We start from the raw sequence: 20,115 nt of genomic DNA, 5'->3' as shown, positions 1-20,115 counted from the left end.
GTTAGCTTCCAAATGCCGCTAAACCCGTTTGTGCGCGCCCTAAAATTAATGCGTGCACATCGTGTGTTCCTTCGTAGGTATTCACCGCTTCTAGATTCATCACATGTCGAATCACGTGATATTCATCTGCGATTCCATTGCCGCCATGCATATCGCGAGCCACCCGAGCGATATCGAGGGCTTTGCCGCAGCTATTCCGTTTGATCAAGCTAATGGTTTCCGGTGCCAACTGACCTGCATCGGCCATGCGTCCCGCTTGCAGAGCCCCAAGTAAGCCCAAGCTAATCTCGGTTTGCATATCCGCAAGTTTCTTCTGGATAAGCTGCGTAGCCGCCAGCGGACGACCAAATTGAATGCGGTCTAAGGTATACTGACGTGCTGCATGCCAACAAAACTCAGCAGCCCCTAAACTGCCCCAAGCGATACCGTAGCGCGCTTTGTTTAAACAACTGAAGGGGCCTTTTAAACCTTTCACTTCTGGGAACATATTGGCGTCGGGAACAAATACATTATCCATAACGATTTCGCCAGTAATCGATGCCCGCAGGCTAAATTTCCCGTCTATCTTTGGCGCGCTCAAACCTTTCATGCCTTTATCAAGCACAAAGCCGCGGATGTCACCATCAAGTTTGGCCCACACCACAAACACATCCGCGATAGGGCTATTGGTAATCCACATTTTCGAGCCAGTAAGTTGATAGCCCCCGTCCACTTTCACCGCGCGGGTTTTCATGCTCGCCGGATCCGACCCTGCATCGGGTTCTGTGAGCCCGAAACATCCCACCCATTCACCGCTCGCAAGCTTGGGCAAATATTTCTCCCGCAACGCATCGGTGCCAAATTCGTAAATGGGGTACATCACAAGAGAGCTTTGCACACTCATGGCGCTCCGGTAGCCTGAGTCAACGCGCTCAACTTCGCGAGCGATGAGGCCATAACACACATGGTTCACGCCGGCGCCACCGTAGTTCTCAGGAATCGTCGCCCCAAGTAAGCCCATCTCGCCCATCTCAGTCATAATTGCGCGGTCGAAGTGCTCATCACGGTTTGCCATCAACACCCGTGGCATTAGATTTTCCTGACAATAGGCATGTGCGCTGTCGCGTATCATGCGCTCCTCATCGGTGAGCATTGAATCCATCAGGAACGGGTCTTCCCAGTTAAATGCGGCGCGGCTACTCATGCGTTGTTCTCCAACTTGGTTTGCAAAGATGATGAAGGTAAGAATTTACGTGATCGATAACACGCAAGTTGTTTGTACAACGTACTATATGCACTGGTTAAAAAAAATACCCCAGAGGGGAAATCTGGGGTATTTATCACTGATAAGACCAAGGGCAGTTGATTACCCGCCCGAGCGATCGATATAGATTTCTACTTGCGGCTCATCTTGTCGTTCAATCACCATCATCATAACCTGATCCCCGAAGCCTTCCATATTACGAATCTCAGATGAGAATAAACGGGAATTGAACGGCCGGTCATCTTCCAGAGGAGTCACCACGAGGCGGCACAATGAACTGCGGCAATCAGCGCTGTCGAGCTGATAGAAGCGCAATCCTTCTAAGGTGATAAACAAATCACGCAGGGATGTTTCCGAAACATACGCCCAATCGGGATCAACCTCTTCCTCACTAAACCGTACTTCCAGATTCATTTGATCCATCACGCGTGGGGTCGGCGGTGTTGAATCTTCACCAATTTCCTGTGCTACATCTTCTTGACGAACCACATCGTCATAGTCTTCGTCGGCGGCGAGCATCGCATCATAATCATGGTCATTCATCTCACCGTTAGCGTCACTGCGCTGCGTGATTAATAAGGTGAGTGCTCGATTCTCCGCCTCGAGTTCCTCAACTAACGCTTCCAAGTAATACACCTGGCGGTCACGACTCGCTGCTGGCTCAGCAGGTGTTGCGTCTTCTATCACCACCGGTGTTGTGGCGATAGCGAGTTGACGCTCCAATGAATCTAAGTCACTTCGTGTTTGCCAAAGCACGATGGCGAGTACCGAAATGATCGCGATGTAAGTCCAATGCATAAACTTTGACACAGAATTCTCCCGAATAATTTTTCGCACTGTCTATGGTAGTATATTTCAACAAGTTCTCCTTACAAAGAAGTAACCTTGGAGCTTGCTATGCCCCACGACACACAAGCATTAAATCGCACACGGCAGTGTTTTGCCGGACTCGATAGCGTATGGGTGTTTGGCTATGGCTCTTTGATTTTCAAAGCCGATTTCCCCTATATTGAGCGTCGTCCAGCCCGCATCGATCATTGGCAACGACGCTTCTGGCAAGGCTCCCATGATCATCGAGGCACACCAGAGGCCCCTGGCCGAGTCCTTACGTTGGTAGAAGTGCCTGGAAGCAGCTGTAAGGGGATGGCTTATCGAGTGCATCCCGATGTATTCGCCCATTTGGACCACCGGGAAAAAAACGGTTATTTACGATTCGAAACCGCATTTCATTTCGACGATGGCAGTGAGGTGAATGGCTTGGTGTATATCGCGAATAGCGATAACGCCGCTTGGCTCGGTCCAGCACCGGAATCAGATATCGCCGAGCATATCGCTAATAGCAGAGGTCCTAGCGGACCCAATGACGAATACGTATTGCGCCTTGCTCAAGCCCTACGCGAACTTGATGAAACTGATGCGCATGTGTTTGCCATCGAGGCCTATTTACATTTGCTCGCAGCGCAAACCGATGAGGATTAACGCTCGAATACCTTGTTCTTTTACAGCGTGGCATACCAAATAAAAATTAATGCAAAACCGAGTAAATAAACCAGTCCAATCCACGCCCAGAGATGCAGCCAAGAACGTCGTGCACGGTTTTCGCCACGCCCACGTACCAAACTAAAGTTTAACCAGGCAAAGAATGGCGTGGTGAGAAATGCGGCCGTCATAGCGAAGGTCAGCATGGGGCTTAGCGCCCCTCGGAAGAACAAGATAACCACCATACCGGCCGCAGCTTGGGCCAACAACAACCACGTATAACCTCGGCGACTCACCGCTAAGTTGGGTGTATCCACATCGAGGCGCTTACTCAGAAGTAGCCCGCTTAAGTGCAAGCCACGGGCGTAGCCATCAAGTACGGTAATGGTGGTACCGAACATACAGAAAAATGCGACCAAGGCCACCAACCAGCGGGTCCACTCACCCAGGCTTTCGGCGTACATATTGACGAGCTGTTGCGCAAAAGCAGCACCCGCCATAGCAATCTCTTGCTCACTGCCATGCTGAACCAAAGCACCAAGAGACACAAAACACAGTGCCAGGAAGGCTGTAACCCAATATCCCAAATTGAAATCAAATAACCCACCGCGCCGCGATACCGGCACGATACGACGCTTCTCCTGCACCCAAATGGAATTAATCACTGAAATTTCAATGGGCGCTGGCATCCAGCCCATCATCGCCACCAAGAAGCCAAGCGCCGCCAACTCCCACGGCGAAGGGCTGACAAAGTCGGCTGGTACTTGAGAACCTTGGGAGAATGCGAATATCACCGCAAGCACCGTGAGGGCCGCTAAGATCACCATCATGATACGGGCCAAGGTATCAAGCACGCGGTACTTACCCAGTAATAAAATAAGCAAGCAGACCACTAAGATAAAGGCACTGAGCACCAATACATTGGGGCCATGGGGAATCACAAAGTGCAACAGGCTAGCGGTGAGTAGCAACACACCGGCGGTGTTAACAATAGCCGCCACAATATTGAGGAGCAGGAAAATCCACAGATAACCTCGGCCCTTACGGAAGTATCCGTGCAGCAAGCTTTCATTGTGCGTAAGGGTGTAATCGACACCGAAGCGGAAAAAAGGGTACTTGAGAATATTGACCAGCAGAATCAATCCCGCTAACTGCCATCCAAAAAGCGCACCGGCTTGAGTCGACGCCACTAGGTGGGATCCGCCAATGGCCGCTGTCGCCATTAAAATACCGGGTCCTATGGCCTTAAACACAGAATCGTTTTTCATTGTTCTTAGAGCTCTGAGTGAAGGTAAGCACCTTTTTTATCATAACCCTCAGCAAAACCAAACCGATGAACTGCACCACAGCCTGTACTCATGAAACTTGATAGATCATATTCAATAGGCATAAAAAAACGCCCACCGAAGTGGGCGTTTGCATTAGTACTAAAGCGTATTAGCGAGTTTGCGGAACGCGGATTTCAACAGACAGACGTGCTTCAGTCCGACGGTTGCGCTGGTTCGCAGGGATGCTAATTTCATTCACTACCGGCTGGCTCATACCATGTCCGACAGTGCGGATACGGCTACGATTAATGCCATGCTCGTTCACCAAGATGTCTGCTACAGCGCGTGCACGACGCTCTGACAAACCTTGGTTGTATTCAGCAGTACCGATTAAGTCAGTGTGTCCATGCAGAGTCACTTCTGTGTCAGAATGCTCTTTCATGAAATCTGCCAAGCGACGGATGTCACCACGGTAATCTGTGGTTACACGAGCAGAATCAAACGCGAATCCTACACGCAATTCTTGTGTGACCTGTGAGGTGGTGTACACAGTACAACCGCGCTCATCAACTACGTGGCCACGTGGCGTGTTTGGACACTCATCACGGTAATCTGGAACACCATCACCATCAGAGTCAGTAGTACGATCGATTGGATCGTCTTCTACCACTGGTGGTGCATCATCACGAGTGCGCCAGTTTGTTAACAATGGACCTGAGTTACCAATACGGTAGTTCACCGCACCTACGATTTGATGATCGTTAAAATCAGAAGAGGTTTGCAGTGCATACTCTGCACGCCAGAACCAACGCTCATTGATGTCGCGAGCGTAACCCAAGGTTCCACGGAAAACACGGTCACGATGGAACTGAACTTTCGCCTGACCCAAACCTAAACCCAAATAGAAGTTTTGGTGTGGGTGGAAGAGTACGTCTGTGCCAAACAAGCGACCATAAGAAGTACTGCTCGCCCCATCAACACTTGCTTCAACGTAATCGATAAACGAACGAATTGAGATCCGATTCGTTAATGGAACAGAAAACTCTAAGCCCGGCTGAGGGGTGTTAAAGCTGCTGTCCAAGTTGAATGGAGTGCCGTTGTTGACATGGATACGGTCTGAATCAAACTTGACCGTGCTTAAACGCACGCCCACAGCTAGATCATGTGTACCCGAATAATTTTCAGCTAGTGCCGGAGCAGCTAGCATTAAGCCTGCTAACGCAGGAATTGCAATTCCAACAATCTTTTTCATAAGGGGGTCCTTTTCTACCTTTTATTACTCCACAACATTCCGCTGGCTTGGGGGTTAACCAGTCGGAACTTCGGCAACAAACTTGCGAGTTTGCAGTCTATGTACCAAATCCTTCACGCCCGTAGGAGTATAACATTTAACCTAAAAACGTCAAAGATCACTGACATTATTTGACGACTACAACAACTTTAGCTCCACATCCCTAGTTTTGCATAATATGTTGTTATCTACGCATTTTAGCAGAGCACACAAAGATTGCATGGTTAAATGCGTTAAATTTGTGTCAACGGTTGCTATAGACACCGTTAGTAAGTTGTTACGGATGACTCTTTCCCGCGTAACCGATATATCCCATAGCCTTGCTCATCGGTCCCTTCACGGTATAACTCTGGTATATCGTGCATTTCCTCTTCGGCAGCGCTGCTCGGGCTGCCACGGAACTCAACAACCACATCGTTAGGAATGATTAACTGCCAATTGTGATCGACTTCGACAGACAGCTTGCCTGCGTTAGATTCGGTTTGACTGCGCGCATAGTCGGCGATCACTTGCCGAACTTCCGCATCGGACACATAAACTAGAGTGCTGCCATCTAAATCGGGGAAGTTTCCGCCGCCACCGGCTCGGTAGTTGTTCGTCGCAATTAAGAATCGCTGCTCTGGTGTCACCGGCTCACCGTTGAATCGAAGCTCGTGAATTCGATGACTGTTTGCATCGATTAATTCACCTTGGTTGGAATAACGCGCAGGCTGGGTCGGGTCAATGGTATAGGTGATCCCGCTAATCATATCGAAGTTAAAGCTTGGAAAGCGTGCAAATAGGGGCTGTGGCTCCGATAGTTGGGGATCAATACGGCGAAATGCATTTGCCGACATCTCAAGCCACTCTCGCACTTGCGCTCCGGTCATTTCTACCACTTGCAGTGTGTTGGGATACACATACAAATCCACTAAATTGCCTAATGTAAAAGGGCCTGCTTCGATCAAAGTGTAGTCATCTGGGCTCTGGCTGCCATTGCGAAACGGGGCCGCTGCCGATAACACTGGGAGCTCTGGCGGCAGCTCACCTTGTGCTTGCAGCTCGCGTACGTACCATGATTGTGCGTCATTAATAAGTTGCACCGCAGATTCAGGACGCACCCGCGCAAACAAACTCGACACCCGCTGCTCAAGCATACCTAAAGGCGTGTTTAACATTGCCAAGGTGGCCGCTTGCTCTCGTTGCAACAAAGCAACTAAAGCGTCGTCCACGCGCACATCAATGGCGCGTACTTCCACCGCACTATCCACTACCTGCCAGCCGTTGTCTTTGCGCTCTAACGTCAGATCAATAATTCCTAAGTGATCGCCCCAATAGCCCGGTGATACTGCCGGAACGCCGCGCACGTAACCGCCCACATTGTCTACCTCAGGAAGATTGTCATAAGCAGGAGAACCGGGGAATAGCTGGTGTTGATGGCCAAATAAGATGGCATCAATGCCGTCCACGCCAGCCAATTGATACGACGCCTGCTCGGCAAACTTTGGATACTCCGGATAGATACGCAAACCAGAATGGGGTACTGCAACAATAATATCGGCGCCCGCAGCACGCATCTGAGGAATATAGTATTGCGCTGCCGACACCATATCGCGCACTTGCACCTTGTCACGCAAATGCTGCGCATCCCAACGCATGATTTGCGGCGGTACGAAACCAATCACACCAATATGAATGCGCTGTGTGTCACCTCGGTGATCCACGAAGTCTCGCTCCAATATCACGTAAGGCTCCACGAGGGGCTTGCCCCAAGTACCGGCATACTTGCCCGAAGTATCGGCAGATTCCGCATAAAACGCATTCGCACTGACATAGGGAAATTCCGCACCCGCGAGGGTGGCGAACATAAAATCAAGACCGTAATTGAATTCGTGATTACCCAAATTGGCCACATCATACTCAAGGTAGTTTAACGCTTTCATAATGGGATGAACGCGATTCTCAAGGTAACCTGTGCCTTGTTCCGCCGCCCAATCGCCCATGGCGCTTCCTTGAATCAAATCACCGTTGTCGACCAAAATATGATTTGGATTCTCGGCCCGAGCGTCATGAATCAACATGGCCGTATGGGCCAGGCCATATGCCTCGGTGTCTTGCTGTCGAAAATAGTCATAGCCGAGCATATACGCATGTAAATCAGTCGTTTCTAACAAACGCACGTCGACCCGCACGGGCTCGAGTTGATCGCTAGGGATGCGCTCAGCGCAACCAACCAGTAACCCGCCAACCACTAAGATCAACATTCCCGTGTATTTTTGTATTGATGTCATGATCATCATTCCAATGTAACGCTGTGTTCTTGAAGTGTGTGCGCTATATCAATAGCGCAACGATTAAACCTCTGCATTTAACCAATCCACGTGATGCGTGGCGGCAGGTTCGTACAGTGACTGTACCGGCGCAAAGGCTTCGTGCAGCACCGTATCGAGTTGCCATGGCGGATTGAAAATCAACATGCCAGAGCCGTACATACCGCGCTGATCGGATTGCTTTTTATAGTGAAATTCACTGCGAATGCAGGGCGTTGCCAATTGCTGAAGATCACTGAGCATGGCTTCATGCCGTGCTGCAGGTAACAGTGGATACCAAACAAGGACTACCCCATGGCGACACTGCTTTAGCGCGCGACCTACGGTGGCCGATACATCCGCATACTCATCTTTTACTTCGTAGGCGGGATCGATCAAAACTAGCAAGCGTGGCGTTTTCGGGGGTAAGTTTTTAATCAAGCCGTGTAAACCATCACCATAGACCACAAAGCCGGTGCGCCGCTTTCCGATTTGGGTTAATTCATCATGCTCGGTGGGATGCAGTTCAAAGACTGTATGACGGTCGTTTTCGCGACGCTGGGATGCTACCCACGCCGGCGATCCCGGATAAAACTGCAAATCGGATACAACTGGGGGTGTGGCGTGGGCATTAGCGAGGACGCTAAAAAACTGAGACCATAAATCACCCTGAGACGAATTAGTCAGAGCATCACGCGCCGCCAATACCCGACCCACCCCTTCGCGAAACTCACCATTTTTCTGCGCTTGTGGGCCACGTAAATCGTACCACCCGCGCCCCGCATGGGTATCAAAAAAATGAATCGCTGACGGTTTTTCCTGCAGGCGCCGAATCACGGCAAGTAAGGTAAGGTGCTTATGCACGTCTGCCGGATTTCCAGCGTGATAACCATGTTGATAACTCAGCACGAAGCGTCCTCTTTCAATTCATACTTTCGCCATAGAGTAGCGCGAATTCCCTTTATTGTCGTTACTCCGTGGGCTATAAACAATGCAAGCTCTCGATGTTGGTAGACACATATGGCGTTTATGCAAAAAGCTCTGGTGGTGTATCCCGCCGACCAGTTTCCACTGCTCGAAAAAATTCATACCTTTGCTCTGACTCACAACATCACCCTGATTGATGTCACCGAAGACGAGTTTTTAGAGCGCCCCGGGCAATTCACCGACCAAGCCGACCATGTGGTGGCCTTGGTGACGGATCAAACCGCCGCTAAATTTATTGATATTGCGAAAACCTTGAACTTCTCGTTGGGGTTTATTCCGTTAATTGAAGGTGGCCCGCTCGCCACCTGGTTTAAACTGCCAAAAAACCAAAACGACGCCATGCGCTTGGCCTTTGAGGATGATCCTGAAGCCATCGATATTCTGCGCTGCAATAATGAAGTGGTGATCGGCTCTGTCACTGTCGGTGCCACCCCGTTCGTTAACCAACGCAGTACCACCTGGCTACAACGGGAGCAAAATCCTTGGCGGTATGCGCGCTACTGGATTGCACTTTTGTGGCGCAGTGTACGCAATTTATTTGCTATCGAAGTCCTTCCGGTCACCTTAACTACCGATAAAAAAGAAATTAAAACTGCCATTACTGGGCTTGTGGCACTCGAAAACGATGTCCACTCTGCCGCTGCTCGGCTACTCGATACCACCATCAGTGTGCAAGATAATCGCGTCTCGGTTGTGGCCATCGCACCAAAATCCATTACTCAATATTTGAGCTTTTTACTGCAATCCTTGGTGCGCAAAGAAACCCAAGGAAAACTACCCAGTTGCATCGGCTACATTAAAACACGGCAACTGCACATCAAAATGGAAAAGCCCGTTCGCGTCGTACTTGACGGTCGCGCCCATAAAACCGATGACATTTTATTGGAGATGTATCCGCGGGCGGTGCGCATCAACATGAGCGATACCTATCATGATTTTCATGAGGCTATCGACGATAACAAAGACACCATGCGCATCGATAACCTGCCCCAGAACGAAGAACGTATCGCCCGTATATCGAGCCATTTACCGCTGTTTACTCATGCCCTTGAAAGTGATTTCCGCGAGCTCTTTATTCAAATTCGCGATAGCGCGCAAGCCCATCCTCATTATCTGGCGCTCATGGTATTGAGCTCAGTGGTTGCGACCCTAGGCCTTTTCTTAAACAGTATCGCCGTCATTATTGGCGCTATGGTTCTGGCTCCACTCATGGCCCCTATTGTTGCGGTGGCTATGGGCCTGCTCCGAAGTGAGCGCTCGCTCACTATAGTAAGCTTGAAAACAATAGCCATTGGTGTCGGATTGGGCTTATTTACCTCCGCTTTGCTGGCCATGCTGGTACCGGTACGGGAAATCACCCCCGAGATCGCTAGCAGGCTCCAACCCACGTTACTTGATCTTGGGGTGGCTATCGCCTGTGGTATCGCCGGGGCCTATGCCTACGCCCGCGCCAGTGTGATGCGCAGTCTGCCTGGGGTTGCGATTGCGGTCGCCTTGGTTCCCCCGCTTTGTGTTGCTGGCATCGGGGTCGGCTGGGGAAATTGGACCATGATTTCTGGCGCAGGCTTATTGTTACTCACGAACTTATTTGGCATCGCTGGTGCTGCCGCGCTTACGTTCCTCGTGCTCGGCTATGCACCTGTGCAACGGGCACGGAAAGGTTTGATTGTGACCCTCAGTTCGGTCGCCATCATTGCGATTCCCTTGGCCTTCGCATTTTCAACGATTTATCAAACCTATATGATTGAACGGGCCATCGCCCATCAGCAATTAGTCGTGGAAGGACGTATTATTGAACTAACGAATTTAGAAGTAAGCATCCGTCGCAATACAATTTATATAAGTGCCGATAGTGTGAGCACACAGCCTCTGGATGAAAACAGTATGCACGAACTAAAACGGCAATTAGAAAACCGTTGGGATCGCCCCGTTGTGCTCGAACTTGGGTTCCGCTACCGCCTGTAAATTTGTGTCTCAGCGGCGGTCTTGCTATGTTATCGGGCTAATTACCCACGCCCAATCAGGGCACCCAGATTTCTTGAGCTGTTAACTATGAGGATCATTTCATGCGCATTACATTACTTGCGGCCGCAGTCGGACTAGCACTGTCGATCACCGCGTGCTCCGAAGCGCCCGTTACCCCAGACCGTCAACAAGATACCCCAGCAACGGTTCAGCTTAGTGCCGACAACCCGTTTTTTGCTGCTAGCCCGCTGCAGTATCAAGCGCCTGATTTCACGCAAATTCGTGATGAGCATTACGCCCCGGCGTTTGAAGCAGGCATGGCCCAGCAAGCCGCAGAAATGCAGGCGATCGCCAATAACCCAGATGCGCCAACCTTCGAAAATACAGTTCTGGCGATGGAATTATCCGGTGAATTGTTAACTCGGGTGTCACGCGTATTCTTTGCCATGACCTCGTCAACCAGTAACGATGACATTCGTGATTTACAGGCACAGTTGGCCCCGAAATTGTCCGCTCATCGTGATGATATTTACTTAAACCCAGCGCTTTTTCTTCGCGTCGATGCCCTATATCAGGATCGAGAGAACTTAGAGTTAGATGCAGAATCGCTGCGTCTGCTGGAGGTGTATCATGATCGCTTTGTTCGCGCCGGTGCGAACCTGACTAATGAGCAAATGGCACAAATTCGTGCCCTGAATGAAGAAGAGTCATCGCTGACCACTCAATTTGCCCGCAATGTGCTTGAAGCATCACGCAATGCGGCTGTAATTGTGGAAACGGTCGAAGAACTCGACGGCTTTAGTGAAAGCCAAATTCGCGCCGCCAAAACCCGCGCGGAAGAGTTAGGGCATGAAGGTAAGTATGCCATTGCCATCACCAATACCACGCGCCAGCCTATCCTCACCAGCATCAATAATCGTGAGCTTCGCCAGCGTGTGTGGGAAGCCTCCGCTAACCGTGGCTTTGGTAGTGATGCGGAAACTGATAATACCGGCGTGGTGGCGCGTCTCGCTCAATTACGTGCGCAAAAAGCGGCCATCCTTGGCTACGAGAGTTATGCCCATTACGCGTTAGAAGAGCGCATGATCGGTACCCCAGAGCGTGCTTACGAAATGCTTCTCGATATGGTGCCCGCCGTCGTGGCCCAAGTTGAGCAAGAGCAAGCATTACTGGAAGCAAAAATTGCCGAGCTTGGCTATGACCATGAGTTAGAACCTTGGGATTGGGCTTTCTATGCCGAAAAAGTACGTCGCAGCGAGTATGATCTGGATGAAAACGAAGTGCGTCCTTACTTTGAGTTCAACCGCGTACTCGAAGATGGCATGTTCTATGCCATGACACGCTTGTACGGTATTACGTTTGAACCACGCCCTGATTTGCCGTCCTACCACGACGACGTCGATGTCTATGAAGTATTCGACAAAGACGGTGAGAGCATGGGTATCTTCTATGCCGATTACTTTGCTCGCGACGGCAAACGCGGCGGCGCGTGGATGAGCTCATTTGTGATTCAGAACCACCTGAACGAAGAACGTCCGGTGGTGTATAACGTGATGAACATTCCGAAAGCACCTGAAGGTGAGCCGACGCTGCTGTCATATGGTTTTGTCAGCACCATGTTCCACGAAATGGGTCACGGCGTGCATGGACTCTTCTCGGATGTGACCTACCCATCATTGGCGGGCACGGCGGTTCCTCGTGATTTCGTTGAATCACCGTCGAACTTCCATGAAGATTTCGCCCATGACCCGGCCATTATTGGCAACTACGCGAAGCATTATGAAACGGGCGAGCCCATTCCTGATGAATTGTTAGAGCGTGTTCTTAATGCACTGAACTTCAACCAAGGATTCGATACGCTCGAGTACATCGCAGCTGCGTTAGTGGATCTGGATTGGCATTCTATTGGTGCCGATGCACCATTGCAGGATGTTGCAGCGTTTGAAGCAGCCGCCCTTGAGCGACACGGCGTGAATGTGTCTGCAGTACCACCACGCTTCCGTTCTACTTACTTCTCGCATATTTTTGCGGGAGGCTATGCCGCAGGTTATTACTCTTACATGTGGTCTGAAATGCTTGCTGCGGATGCCTTTGCATACCTGATGGAAGAAGGTGGCATTGACGGTCCGGTGGCGCAGAAGTATCGCGATACCATTCTATCGCAGGGTGGTACCAAAGAAGCGATGGAGTTGTATTTGGATTTCCGTGGCCAAGACTACGACACCCGCCACCTCCTGATTCGTCGTGGCTTGCTTAACGCTGACGATTAATTCAAAGGTCGCGTTTATTCAGCTTCAATAAACCACAAAGGGCGATCATTTCGCCCTTTGTTTTTTACAAAAGGTTCATTATGCAGAAATCATTCACACTGCTTATTGCCGGACTCATGCTCGCATCCATGAATCTCGCCTGTGCGAGCACCGACGCGGCAGCGACAGCGACAGCACAAGATCAAGCCATTGAAGCAACATTGGCCGACCTCCACGAGTATATCGAAGCGGGTCGTGAGCAATGGGGCATTCCCGGCATGGCCGTTGCCATTGTTCATAAAGATGAGTTGATTCACCTGCGCGGATACGGTGTATTGAAACAAGGTGAAAGCGCAACCGTTGATGGCGATACCCTGTTTGGTGTTGCCTCCACGAGTAAAGCCATGACGGCTGCAACCCTAGCCATGTTAGTAGATGAAGGTAAGCTGGATTGGGATGATCGGGTGATCGATCACTTGCCGTGGTTTCAACTACAAGACCCTTGGGTGACACGTGAAGTGCGTATTCGCGATTTGCTCACGCACCAAGTAGGTGTGGGCCGTATGACTGGGAATCGCATTCAATTTATGCCAGCTGCTGATCGGGAAACTGTGATCCGGCAAATGCGTTACCACGAACCGGAAGCACCGTTTCGCTCGCGTTATGTGTATAGCAACGTAATGTATTCTGTGGCAGGTGAAATTACAGCGGCTGTATCGGGCATGAGCTGGGATGAGTTTATGGCAACCCGCTTGTTTGCTCCACTTAATATGACCCGCTCCAATACATCCATTACTCAGTTCGACAATAACGATAGTAACATTGCCTGGCCGCATCAGTGGATTGATGGCGAACTGGTCACTATTGCGCGCCGTAATTTTGATAACGTAGGCCCGTCGGCTTCGGTCAACACCAGTGTACGCGACATGGCCCAGTGGATGCGTTTGCAACTAGGTGAACCGGGAGAATATAACGGACAGCGCATTCTCAGCCCGGAAGTAATGGCGCAAATGCACAGTCCCCACGTGGTCACTGGTCGCGGTGATCGAGAATCACCCATTCGCGCTTACGGTTTAGGCTGGAGTTTAGATGATTATCGTGGATTACAGATAAGCCAACATGGGGGCGCTACCGACGGTTTTAACACGTCATTAGTGTTAGTTCCCGAGCTAGATCTTGGCATCGTAGTAGTGACCAATACCTTCACCACGTATCGTGTTGCCGTAGTCAATGAGATCATCGATCGTATCGCTGGCTTCGAGCCCCGAGATTGGAACAGTGAGCTCTACGCGCAGTACCAAGAACGTTACCAAGAAGTTACGGCAGAGCGTGAAGCCATTCATGCGGCCCGAGAACGCAATACCCAGCCCACTCTCAGCCCCGAACAAATGGTGGGTGCTTATTATGACCCCCAATATAAGAATGTACGGATTTTTCAGAACGAAAACGGTGGTTTATCCATGGAGTTTTGGGATGATGGCGTATCGATATTGGATCTTGAACATTGGCATCACGATACCTGGCGTGCCAGTTGGCGTAATCGCGCCCAGCGAGAAAAGTTCGTTTATTTCACGCGAGATGATGAGGGTAACGCGGCAAGCTTAGAAGTTCGCTTTACGTTGCGACCTGCGTTGTTGCAGGTGGGTATTTATCCAACGCCCTATTATCGTGATGTATCCTTTAAGCGCATCGATAAATAACCGCGCTTAAAATAAACGCAGTTGCTTAGTCATCGACAACGCGAGAACGAATTCGCTTAATCGCCTGGCTATGCAACTGCGACACGCGCGATTCGGTAACGCCGAGTACCGCGCCGATTTCTTTCAGATTCAACTCTTCCTGATAATACAACGCCATGACCAATTTTTCTTTTTCCGGTAGCGCTTCAATCGCTTCGGTAATATGCGACCGACGTTCATCGCTAAACAAGAGGTCTGCTGGAGAGCTTCCCATACTCCGATCTTCCGAATCTCCGGACTGATCAGTAACGACTTCGTCGTACGACAACACAAGGCCATTGTTAGTGTCGTGCAGGAGTTTGTGATACTCCTCCATATCCATGCCTAAAGCGTTTGCGATCTCTCGTTCTTCCGGTGGGCGCCCCAATTGCTGCTCCAATCGCCGCACACAGGCTTCAACTTCACGCCCAGAGCGGCGCACACTGCGCGGCAACCAATCCCGTGAGCGCAATTCATCGATCATGGAACCGCGAATTCGTTGATGCGCGAAGGTGGAGAAGGCAACACCAGCACCCGCATCAAAGCGAGTTAAAGCATCCAGCAAGCCCTCAAGACCCGCTTGAATCAGGTCATCCAAATCGACGCCTGCGGGCAGGCGAACTTGCAGCGATAACGCCTGACGGCGAACCGTCGGGTAGTATTGCTGAATCACCGCATCTCGATTTAACTTACCTTGCGCCGTATACATAGTGCTGTTTATGCCTCACTTTTCGATATACATCTGGGTAGGTCAACGTTGTAATACCAACAGCTCCACCTGAAAAAAGTCTCGAGCCATCTGTTGTACATTATTAATCAAGCCCCGCCGAGACACCAGCGGCGGATGCATTAACAGCATCCGGGGCATGGATATGCCAGTGGCGCGTAAATCTCGAAGCGTCCGATAGGCTCGCTGAAAGCTTTGCAAGTCTGCATCAATCCACAATGCCCAGCGCGGAATATTCTCCGCCAGCTTAGAAAAATTAGGGTCTGTAGGCGCACAGGTGCGTATTTGCCAATGCTCCGGAGAGCCTACCCATTTCCACCCTTGTTCATGATAACGCACTAATGCGGCATACGCATGCTGATGCGTATTGGTTAAACTTGGGTGCGTGAGAACAAGCAAATCTTTCTGCACTAATGCCTCAGCTTGTATACTTTTTTCAGCGGTTGCTGTCGCCGCTTTAGCTGTTGTCTGGCGCTTGTTACCCGTCTCCTGCCCTGCCTCCGGCTTACCCTGTTCTGCGGCCCACGCTCTTAAGCCCGCGGCTTGGTCGTCATGCGTTGCCATAAGGTTCACACCTCCTCCAGTTGCGTGGACGATAGGTGTGCTTGCACCGACGTTGCCGCTGCTCGTGTATCCAAGAGCTGCAGAAATGCATCCATTAGTTTGCCACTGGTAGCATGCCCACGTCGGCCCGAGTATTCCATGAGCTGACTACGCAAGGCTTTTCCTACGGGGGAGCCATCTTGGTCAATACTCACGAGAAGGCCTGCCATCACAACGCCGCAATACACGAGTGCCGGATCATGGCTAGATTGCTCGAAGTGGTGCGCCAACGCTTGCACCGATTGCCGTGAAAGGCTTGCCATTTCATCCACTTGCAATTGCTCAAGCAGCAGCTGCACCGTGAGTGTTATATCTTGATTTGCCGGGGTTAACCAATGCCGACGCACAAACACGGCTTCCCGTTGCGTCGATTTCACCACCCCAAACCACAAAAAAAAGGCTTCGTCTGATTCTGGCAGATTCACCGGTAAGTACTGCAACTCAAGTTTGGCCGGTTCATTACGATAGCGCACACTGTGCAGCGACTGTTTGCGCATGTGCCCTTGGAGTTTTAATGCAGCCACTGCTTTCTCGTCAAAACAAACCCGATGATTCCGATTGATCACCGCCACCCATGGCCGCTGTATGGTTTTGCGCTGCTCCGCTTCCGGTAACCCACTGCACAGATGGTAACTCGCGGAAAACGATTGCTCCAGAGCATCCATGGCAACATTCTTGGCATCCTGTTCTGCAAAGTCGGTGCACAATGGGATGGCGGCGAGGTAACCTGCGTTGTTTAATGGAAGCGGCGGCAATCGCCATTTACAACGTGCCACTGGCGTAGCCTTAGGCCACACAATGCCGGCAACGGTAATGTCGGTAAGGCACTGCTCAGCCCGCGCATGGGCAGCGGCTAATCGCGGGTAACCCTGCTGCGTATTACCCCGTTGGCATGCATCATGGGCGAGCTCGAGAACCGAAAATACCGGCGAGTAATCATGCAGCGCTCGATATAATTTTTTAAAGCCAGCACTCACGCGCAGTGCAGCCGCCTCACCCGGTGCTGGCAGCACAGGCGTAATCACTTTGTGTTGATATAAACTTTGAAACTCTGCTTGCTCCGCAAGTGTGCGTTGCGTCGATTCAATTAACGTGGTGACTAATTGCGCAGGATCGGCCAATTCCATATCTTCCGGAACTCGCTGACCGTAGGACACAAAATGGAGCGTCAAATCATGCTGAATCAAGGTATCGATAGCCGCGCCCAATTGCGCTGATTCGTCTTTTTTAGTCACGATACAATCGTCAATCCGATGCCCATTTTCCTTCGCTACGGTGCGAAAACGCTCAACTACTTCATACAAAGTGTCACGTTGGCTCGCGGCATTCAAAAGTAACACAAGGCGCGTGTTGGTTTCTGCTCCTTGGGCCGAACGCAATTGTGCAACCCGTTCGGTGAGACGCTGATCACGCTGGCTCATCCCTACGGTATCAATAAGTACCAAGCGTTTGTTGTGTAAGCGTGGTGTGAGGGTTTCTAAACCGTCGTCCTCACCGAGAGCGACCATCTCTACCCCCAATAACTCCGCGTAAATACGTAGTTGCTCTTGGGCACCAATCCGATAGCTATCCGTGGTCACCAGCAATAATCCTTGCGGACCAAATTGCATCACATAATGGGCAGCGAGTTTTGCCGTAGTGGTCGTTTTACCCACACCGGTTGGTCCTACTAAAGCCAATACGCCGCCTTCAGAGAATAGCTCCACAGGAATTTCTGGGGTTTTAATTGCAGGTTGTAAATGGGTCTTGAATACGTCGGCCGGTGCTAAGGGATTCTGCTCGTTTGCCTGAAGCAGGCTTTTTGTCAGCGCACTGCTAAAGCCTGCTGCTTGCGCCCAACGAATGAGTTCGTTTTGGCCGTCGTCGGCCTCAACCGCTGAGCTTGGAAGCTCCTTTGCTGCCGGTTGCTGGTGCAGCATTGATCGCATTTCCTGCACTTCCGCCAAGAGGCGATGGGCGAGAGCAGAAAAGTCGCCTTGGTCGTTTATCGATGCCACAGCCTGTTTCGATTGCGGTACCTGCTCTACGGATTCAGCCTGAGCTTCCAACGCGCTAAGGGTATCGTCGGCTAAGGCCAAGATTTCTACGCCATCGTCGGTGTGGCGCGACGAAAGAATCATCGCTTCTGGACCCAACGCTGCGCGCACTTGGCGCATCACATCACGTTTATTGGGGCCTAGAAAACGTTTCACACTCATGCTTGGTTCTCTCCAATCAACGCGGTGATTTTCAGCGTACGGTCATCTGGAATTTCGGCCTGAGACATCACCACAAGGAAACGCAAATGACGGCGCAGAAAATGCGCCAGTAATGGCCGCAGGCTATGTTGCACCACCAATACTGGCGGCTCACCCATACTTTCCTGACGATCCAAGGCCCGTTGCGCTTGCTGTTGCAGGGTTGCTGCTAATCCCGGCTCAAGCGCACCGCCATTGTTCATCGCTTGCACTAACACTTGCTCCAACCGAACATCAAGACCAATCACGTGTAATTCGCGCGCACCGCCGAACCACTTCTGCGTTATCGCGCGACCCAAGGCAAGGCGCACTTGCGCCGTGAGTTCATGAGCTTCTGGTTGCTGGCCTTCAAACTCGGCAAGGGTATCAAAAATCGTGCGCATATCGCGAATCGGCACTTCCTCGTCGAGCAAGTTTTGCAAGATACGTTGCAGCACAGTAAGAGATACACATTTAGGTACCACATCTTCAACGAGCTCTTTGTTATCTTGCGCCAGTTTATCCACCAATTGTTGCACTTCTTGACGACCGAGAAGCTCTGCTGAATAGCGTTGCAACAAGTGATTCAAATGTGTCGCAACCACCGTGCTGGCATCCACCACGGTATACCCATAAATTTGTGCATGCTCGCGTTCTGATGCATCAATCCACACCGCGTCCAAACCAAACGCGGGGTCTTTAGTTTCAATCCCCGACACGGTTCCGGTAATTTGCCCAGGATTAATAGCTAACCATTTATCAGGGTAAATCTCGGAACGCCCCACTTCGCCACCTTTTAAGGTGATTAAATAACTGTTGGGCGTGAGTTCTAAGTTGTCACGGATATGCACCACTGGCGGCAAGAAGCCCACGTCTTGAGCAAACTTCTTACGCACGCTTTTAATCCGCGCCAATAGTTCGCCCTGCTGGCGCTCATCCACCAATGAAATTAAGCGATGCCCGACTTCCATACCCAAGGTATCGACCAACTGCACATCGCTCCAGGATGCCTCCGGGGATTCGAATTGCGCAATGGGCGCCGCCTCCTGGGGCTCTTCGATCGCCTCCCGCTTTTGCTTTTCAAATAAGCGCCACGCCATAAACAACAGCACGCCAGTGAATAACAAGAATACAAAGTTTGGCATGCCGGGCACCATACCCAACAGACCGATAACACAGGCCGCCAAAATCATTACTTTTGGGTTCACAAAGAGCTGGCTCACCATTTGCTGGCCAACATCTTGGTCGGTATTTACCCGAGATACAGTCACACCCGCCGCGGTTGAGATCACCAATGCAGGAATCTGTGCTACGAGACCGTCACCAATGGCAAGTAGAATATAAGTGCGGCCAGCTTCGCCAAAACTCATATCATGCTGCATAGTGCCGATCAGCAAACCACCGATGATATTCACCACCATAATAATTAAGCCGGCGATGGCATCGCCCCGCACAAACTTGCTTGCACCATCCATTGAACCGTAGAAATCGGCTTCTTGAGCCACTTCCGCGCGCCGTTTACGGGCGTCTTCTTCACCGATTAAGCCAGCATTCAGGTCTGCATCAATGGCCATTTGCTTACCGGGCATAGCGTCCAACATAAAACGCGCGCCAACTTCGGCAATACGACCTGCACCTTTAGTGATTACCATAAAGTTGATAATCACGAGAATAAAGAACACCACGAGGCCAACGGCAAAGTTGCCGCCAACAAGGAACTGGCCAAAGGATTCGATCACTTTACCGGCGGAATCCCCACCTTGATGCCCTTCCATTAACACGATTCGGGTGGAGGCAACGTTGAGCGATAACCGCAGTAATGTGGTGAAAAGCAGTACGGCCGGAAATGCCGCAAAATCCAAAGGCTTCTCGGCAAACATACTGACCAGCAGCACCATCAAGGCGAGGGCAATATTGAAGGTAAACAACATATCCAGCACGAAGGGCGGCAACGGCAGCACCATCATGGCGAGGATCATCAGGATCAGAATCGGACCGATCAGCAATTGCAGCTTCCCGTTCGATATCTTGCCTAATTGTTGCATTGAAGGCGCTAAGCCTTTCATCCGTTACCTCCTGGA

Annotated in this window: 14 protein-coding genes; 4 read left to right on the top strand and 10 right to left on the bottom strand. The window is 50.8% G+C overall.

Annotated features, from left to right (window positions below; translation table 11 throughout):
• Position 1: 1 nt before the first annotated feature.
• Positions 2–1,183, bottom strand: a complete 1,182-nt coding sequence (locus tag FM042_RS07675) for an acyl-CoA dehydrogenase (protein WP_143235839.1) — start codon at positions 1,181–1,183, stop codon at positions 2–4.
• A gap of 162 nt (positions 1,184–1,345) precedes the next feature.
• Complete coding sequence (locus FM042_RS07670) at positions 1,346–2,053, bottom strand: hypothetical protein (RefSeq protein ID WP_143235838.1); 708 nt, start codon at positions 2,051–2,053, stop codon at positions 1,346–1,348.
• A gap of 87 nt (positions 2,054–2,140) precedes the next feature.
• Between FM042_RS07670 and FM042_RS07665 the strand changes: the two genes are divergently transcribed.
• Positions 2,141–2,722, top strand: coding sequence for a gamma-glutamylcyclotransferase (locus FM042_RS07665; protein ID WP_143235837.1), 582 nt, complete (start codon positions 2,141–2,143; stop codon positions 2,720–2,722).
• A gap of 20 nt (positions 2,723–2,742) precedes the next feature.
• Here the strand turns inward: FM042_RS07665 and FM042_RS07660 are convergent, their stop codons facing one another.
• From FM042_RS07660 to FM042_RS07645, 4 genes are all read right to left on the bottom strand, one after another.
• Entirely contained in the window at positions 2,743–3,990 is a 1,248-nt protein-coding gene (locus FM042_RS07660; RefSeq protein ID WP_143235836.1) for an NRAMP family divalent metal transporter, read from the bottom strand.
• A 169-nt stretch (positions 3,991–4,159) separates the two neighbouring features.
• The gene (locus tag FM042_RS07655) at positions 4,160–5,242 is read right to left on the bottom strand and encodes an OmpA family protein (RefSeq protein WP_143235835.1); all 1,083 of its coding nucleotides are present in this window, start codon (positions 5,240–5,242) and stop codon (positions 4,160–4,162) included.
• A gap of 305 nt (positions 5,243–5,547) precedes the next feature.
• Complete coding sequence (locus tag FM042_RS07650) at positions 5,548–7,551, bottom strand: bifunctional 2',3'-cyclic-nucleotide 2'-phosphodiesterase/3'-nucleotidase (RefSeq protein ID WP_185960739.1); 2,004 nt, start codon at positions 7,549–7,551, stop codon at positions 5,548–5,550.
• A 63-nt stretch (positions 7,552–7,614) separates the two neighbouring features.
• Positions 7,615–8,478 (bottom strand): 23S rRNA (adenine(2030)-N(6))-methyltransferase RlmJ, encoded by an 864-nt coding sequence (locus tag FM042_RS07645; RefSeq protein WP_185960738.1) that lies wholly within the window; start codon positions 8,476–8,478, stop codon positions 7,615–7,617.
• 111 nt (positions 8,479–8,589) lie between these two features.
• Here FM042_RS07645 and FM042_RS07640 point away from each other — a divergent pair, with 111 nt between their 5' ends.
• From FM042_RS07640 to FM042_RS07630, 3 genes are all read left to right on the top strand, one after another.
• The gene (locus FM042_RS07640; protein WP_143235832.1) at positions 8,590–10,521 is read left to right on the top strand and encodes a DUF389 domain-containing protein; all 1,932 of its coding nucleotides are present in this window, start codon (positions 8,590–8,592) and stop codon (positions 10,519–10,521) included.
• A gap of 101 nt (positions 10,522–10,622) precedes the next feature.
• Positions 10,623–12,791 (top strand): M3 family metallopeptidase, encoded by a 2,169-nt coding sequence (locus tag FM042_RS07635; protein ID WP_143235831.1) that lies wholly within the window; start codon positions 10,623–10,625, stop codon positions 12,789–12,791.
• Between the two features lie 80 nt (positions 12,792–12,871).
• Complete coding sequence (locus FM042_RS07630; protein WP_143235830.1) at positions 12,872–14,470, top strand: serine hydrolase; 1,599 nt, start codon at positions 12,872–12,874, stop codon at positions 14,468–14,470.
• A gap of 25 nt (positions 14,471–14,495) precedes the next feature.
• Here FM042_RS07630 and FM042_RS07625 read toward each other — a convergent pair whose 3' ends face one another.
• The 4 genes from FM042_RS07625 to flhA are packed head-to-tail and all read right to left on the bottom strand — an operon-like array spanning position 14,496 to position 20,100.
• The gene (locus FM042_RS07625; RefSeq protein WP_143235829.1) at positions 14,496–15,197 is read right to left on the bottom strand and encodes an RNA polymerase sigma factor FliA; all 702 of its coding nucleotides are present in this window, start codon (positions 15,195–15,197) and stop codon (positions 14,496–14,498) included.
• 42 nt (positions 15,198–15,239) lie between these two features.
• Positions 15,240–15,779 (bottom strand): hypothetical protein, encoded by a 540-nt coding sequence (locus tag FM042_RS07620; RefSeq protein WP_143235828.1) that lies wholly within the window; start codon positions 15,777–15,779, stop codon positions 15,240–15,242.
• Positions 15,780–15,784: 5 nt separating this feature from the next.
• Positions 15,785–18,016, bottom strand: coding sequence for a flagellar biosynthesis protein FlhF (flhF, locus tag FM042_RS07615; protein WP_143235827.1), 2,232 nt, complete (start codon positions 18,014–18,016; stop codon positions 15,785–15,787).
• Entirely contained in the window at positions 18,013–20,100 is a 2,088-nt protein-coding gene (flhA, locus tag FM042_RS07610; protein ID WP_143235826.1) for a flagellar biosynthesis protein FlhA, read from the bottom strand. The genes flhF and flhA overlap by 4 nt, the downstream gene beginning before the upstream one ends.
• Between the last annotated feature and the right edge of the window lie 15 nt (positions 20,101–20,115).

Source organism: Aliidiomarina halalkaliphila, from assembly GCF_007096385.1.
GTDB lineage: Bacteria > Pseudomonadota > Gammaproteobacteria > Enterobacterales > Alteromonadaceae > Aliidiomarina > Aliidiomarina halalkaliphila.
The sequence above is the reverse complement of the archived record's forward strand: the minus strand, read 5'-3'. Positions and strand labels throughout refer to the sequence as shown.

Coding starts and splice junctions, on each gene's coding strand:
- FM042_RS07675 (WP_143235839.1), bottom strand. CDS start 1,183: ATGAGTAGCCGCGCCGCATTTAACTGGGAAGACCCGTTCCTGATGGAT.
- FM042_RS07665 (WP_143235837.1), top strand. CDS start 2,141: ATGCCCCACGACACACAAGCATTAAATCGCACACGGCAGTGTTTTGCC.
- FM042_RS07660 (WP_143235836.1), bottom strand. CDS start 3,990: ATGAAAAACGATTCTGTGTTTAAGGCCATAGGACCCGGTATTTTAATG.
- FM042_RS07655 (WP_143235835.1), bottom strand. CDS start 5,242: ATGAAAAAGATTGTTGGAATTGCAATTCCTGCGTTAGCAGGCTTAATG.
- FM042_RS07650 (WP_185960739.1), bottom strand. CDS start 7,551: ATGACATCAATACAAAAATACACGGGAATGTTGATCTTAGTGGTTGGC.
- FM042_RS07640 (WP_143235832.1), top strand. CDS start 8,590: ATGGCGTTTATGCAAAAAGCTCTGGTGGTGTATCCCGCCGACCAGTTT.
- FM042_RS07635 (WP_143235831.1), top strand. CDS start 10,623: ATGCGCATTACATTACTTGCGGCCGCAGTCGGACTAGCACTGTCGATC.
- FM042_RS07630 (WP_143235830.1), top strand. CDS start 12,872: ATGCAGAAATCATTCACACTGCTTATTGCCGGACTCATGCTCGCATCC.
- FM042_RS07625 (WP_143235829.1), bottom strand. CDS start 15,197: ATGTATACGGCGCAAGGTAAGTTAAATCGAGATGCGGTGATTCAGCAA.
- FM042_RS07620 (WP_143235828.1), bottom strand. CDS start 15,779: ATGGCAACGCATGACGACCAAGCCGCGGGCTTAAGAGCGTGGGCCGCA.
- flhF (WP_143235827.1), bottom strand. CDS start 18,016: ATGAGTGTGAAACGTTTTCTAGGCCCCAATAAACGTGATGTGATGCGC.
- flhA (WP_143235826.1), bottom strand. CDS start 20,100: ATGAAAGGCTTAGCGCCTTCAATGCAACAATTAGGCAAGATATCGAAC.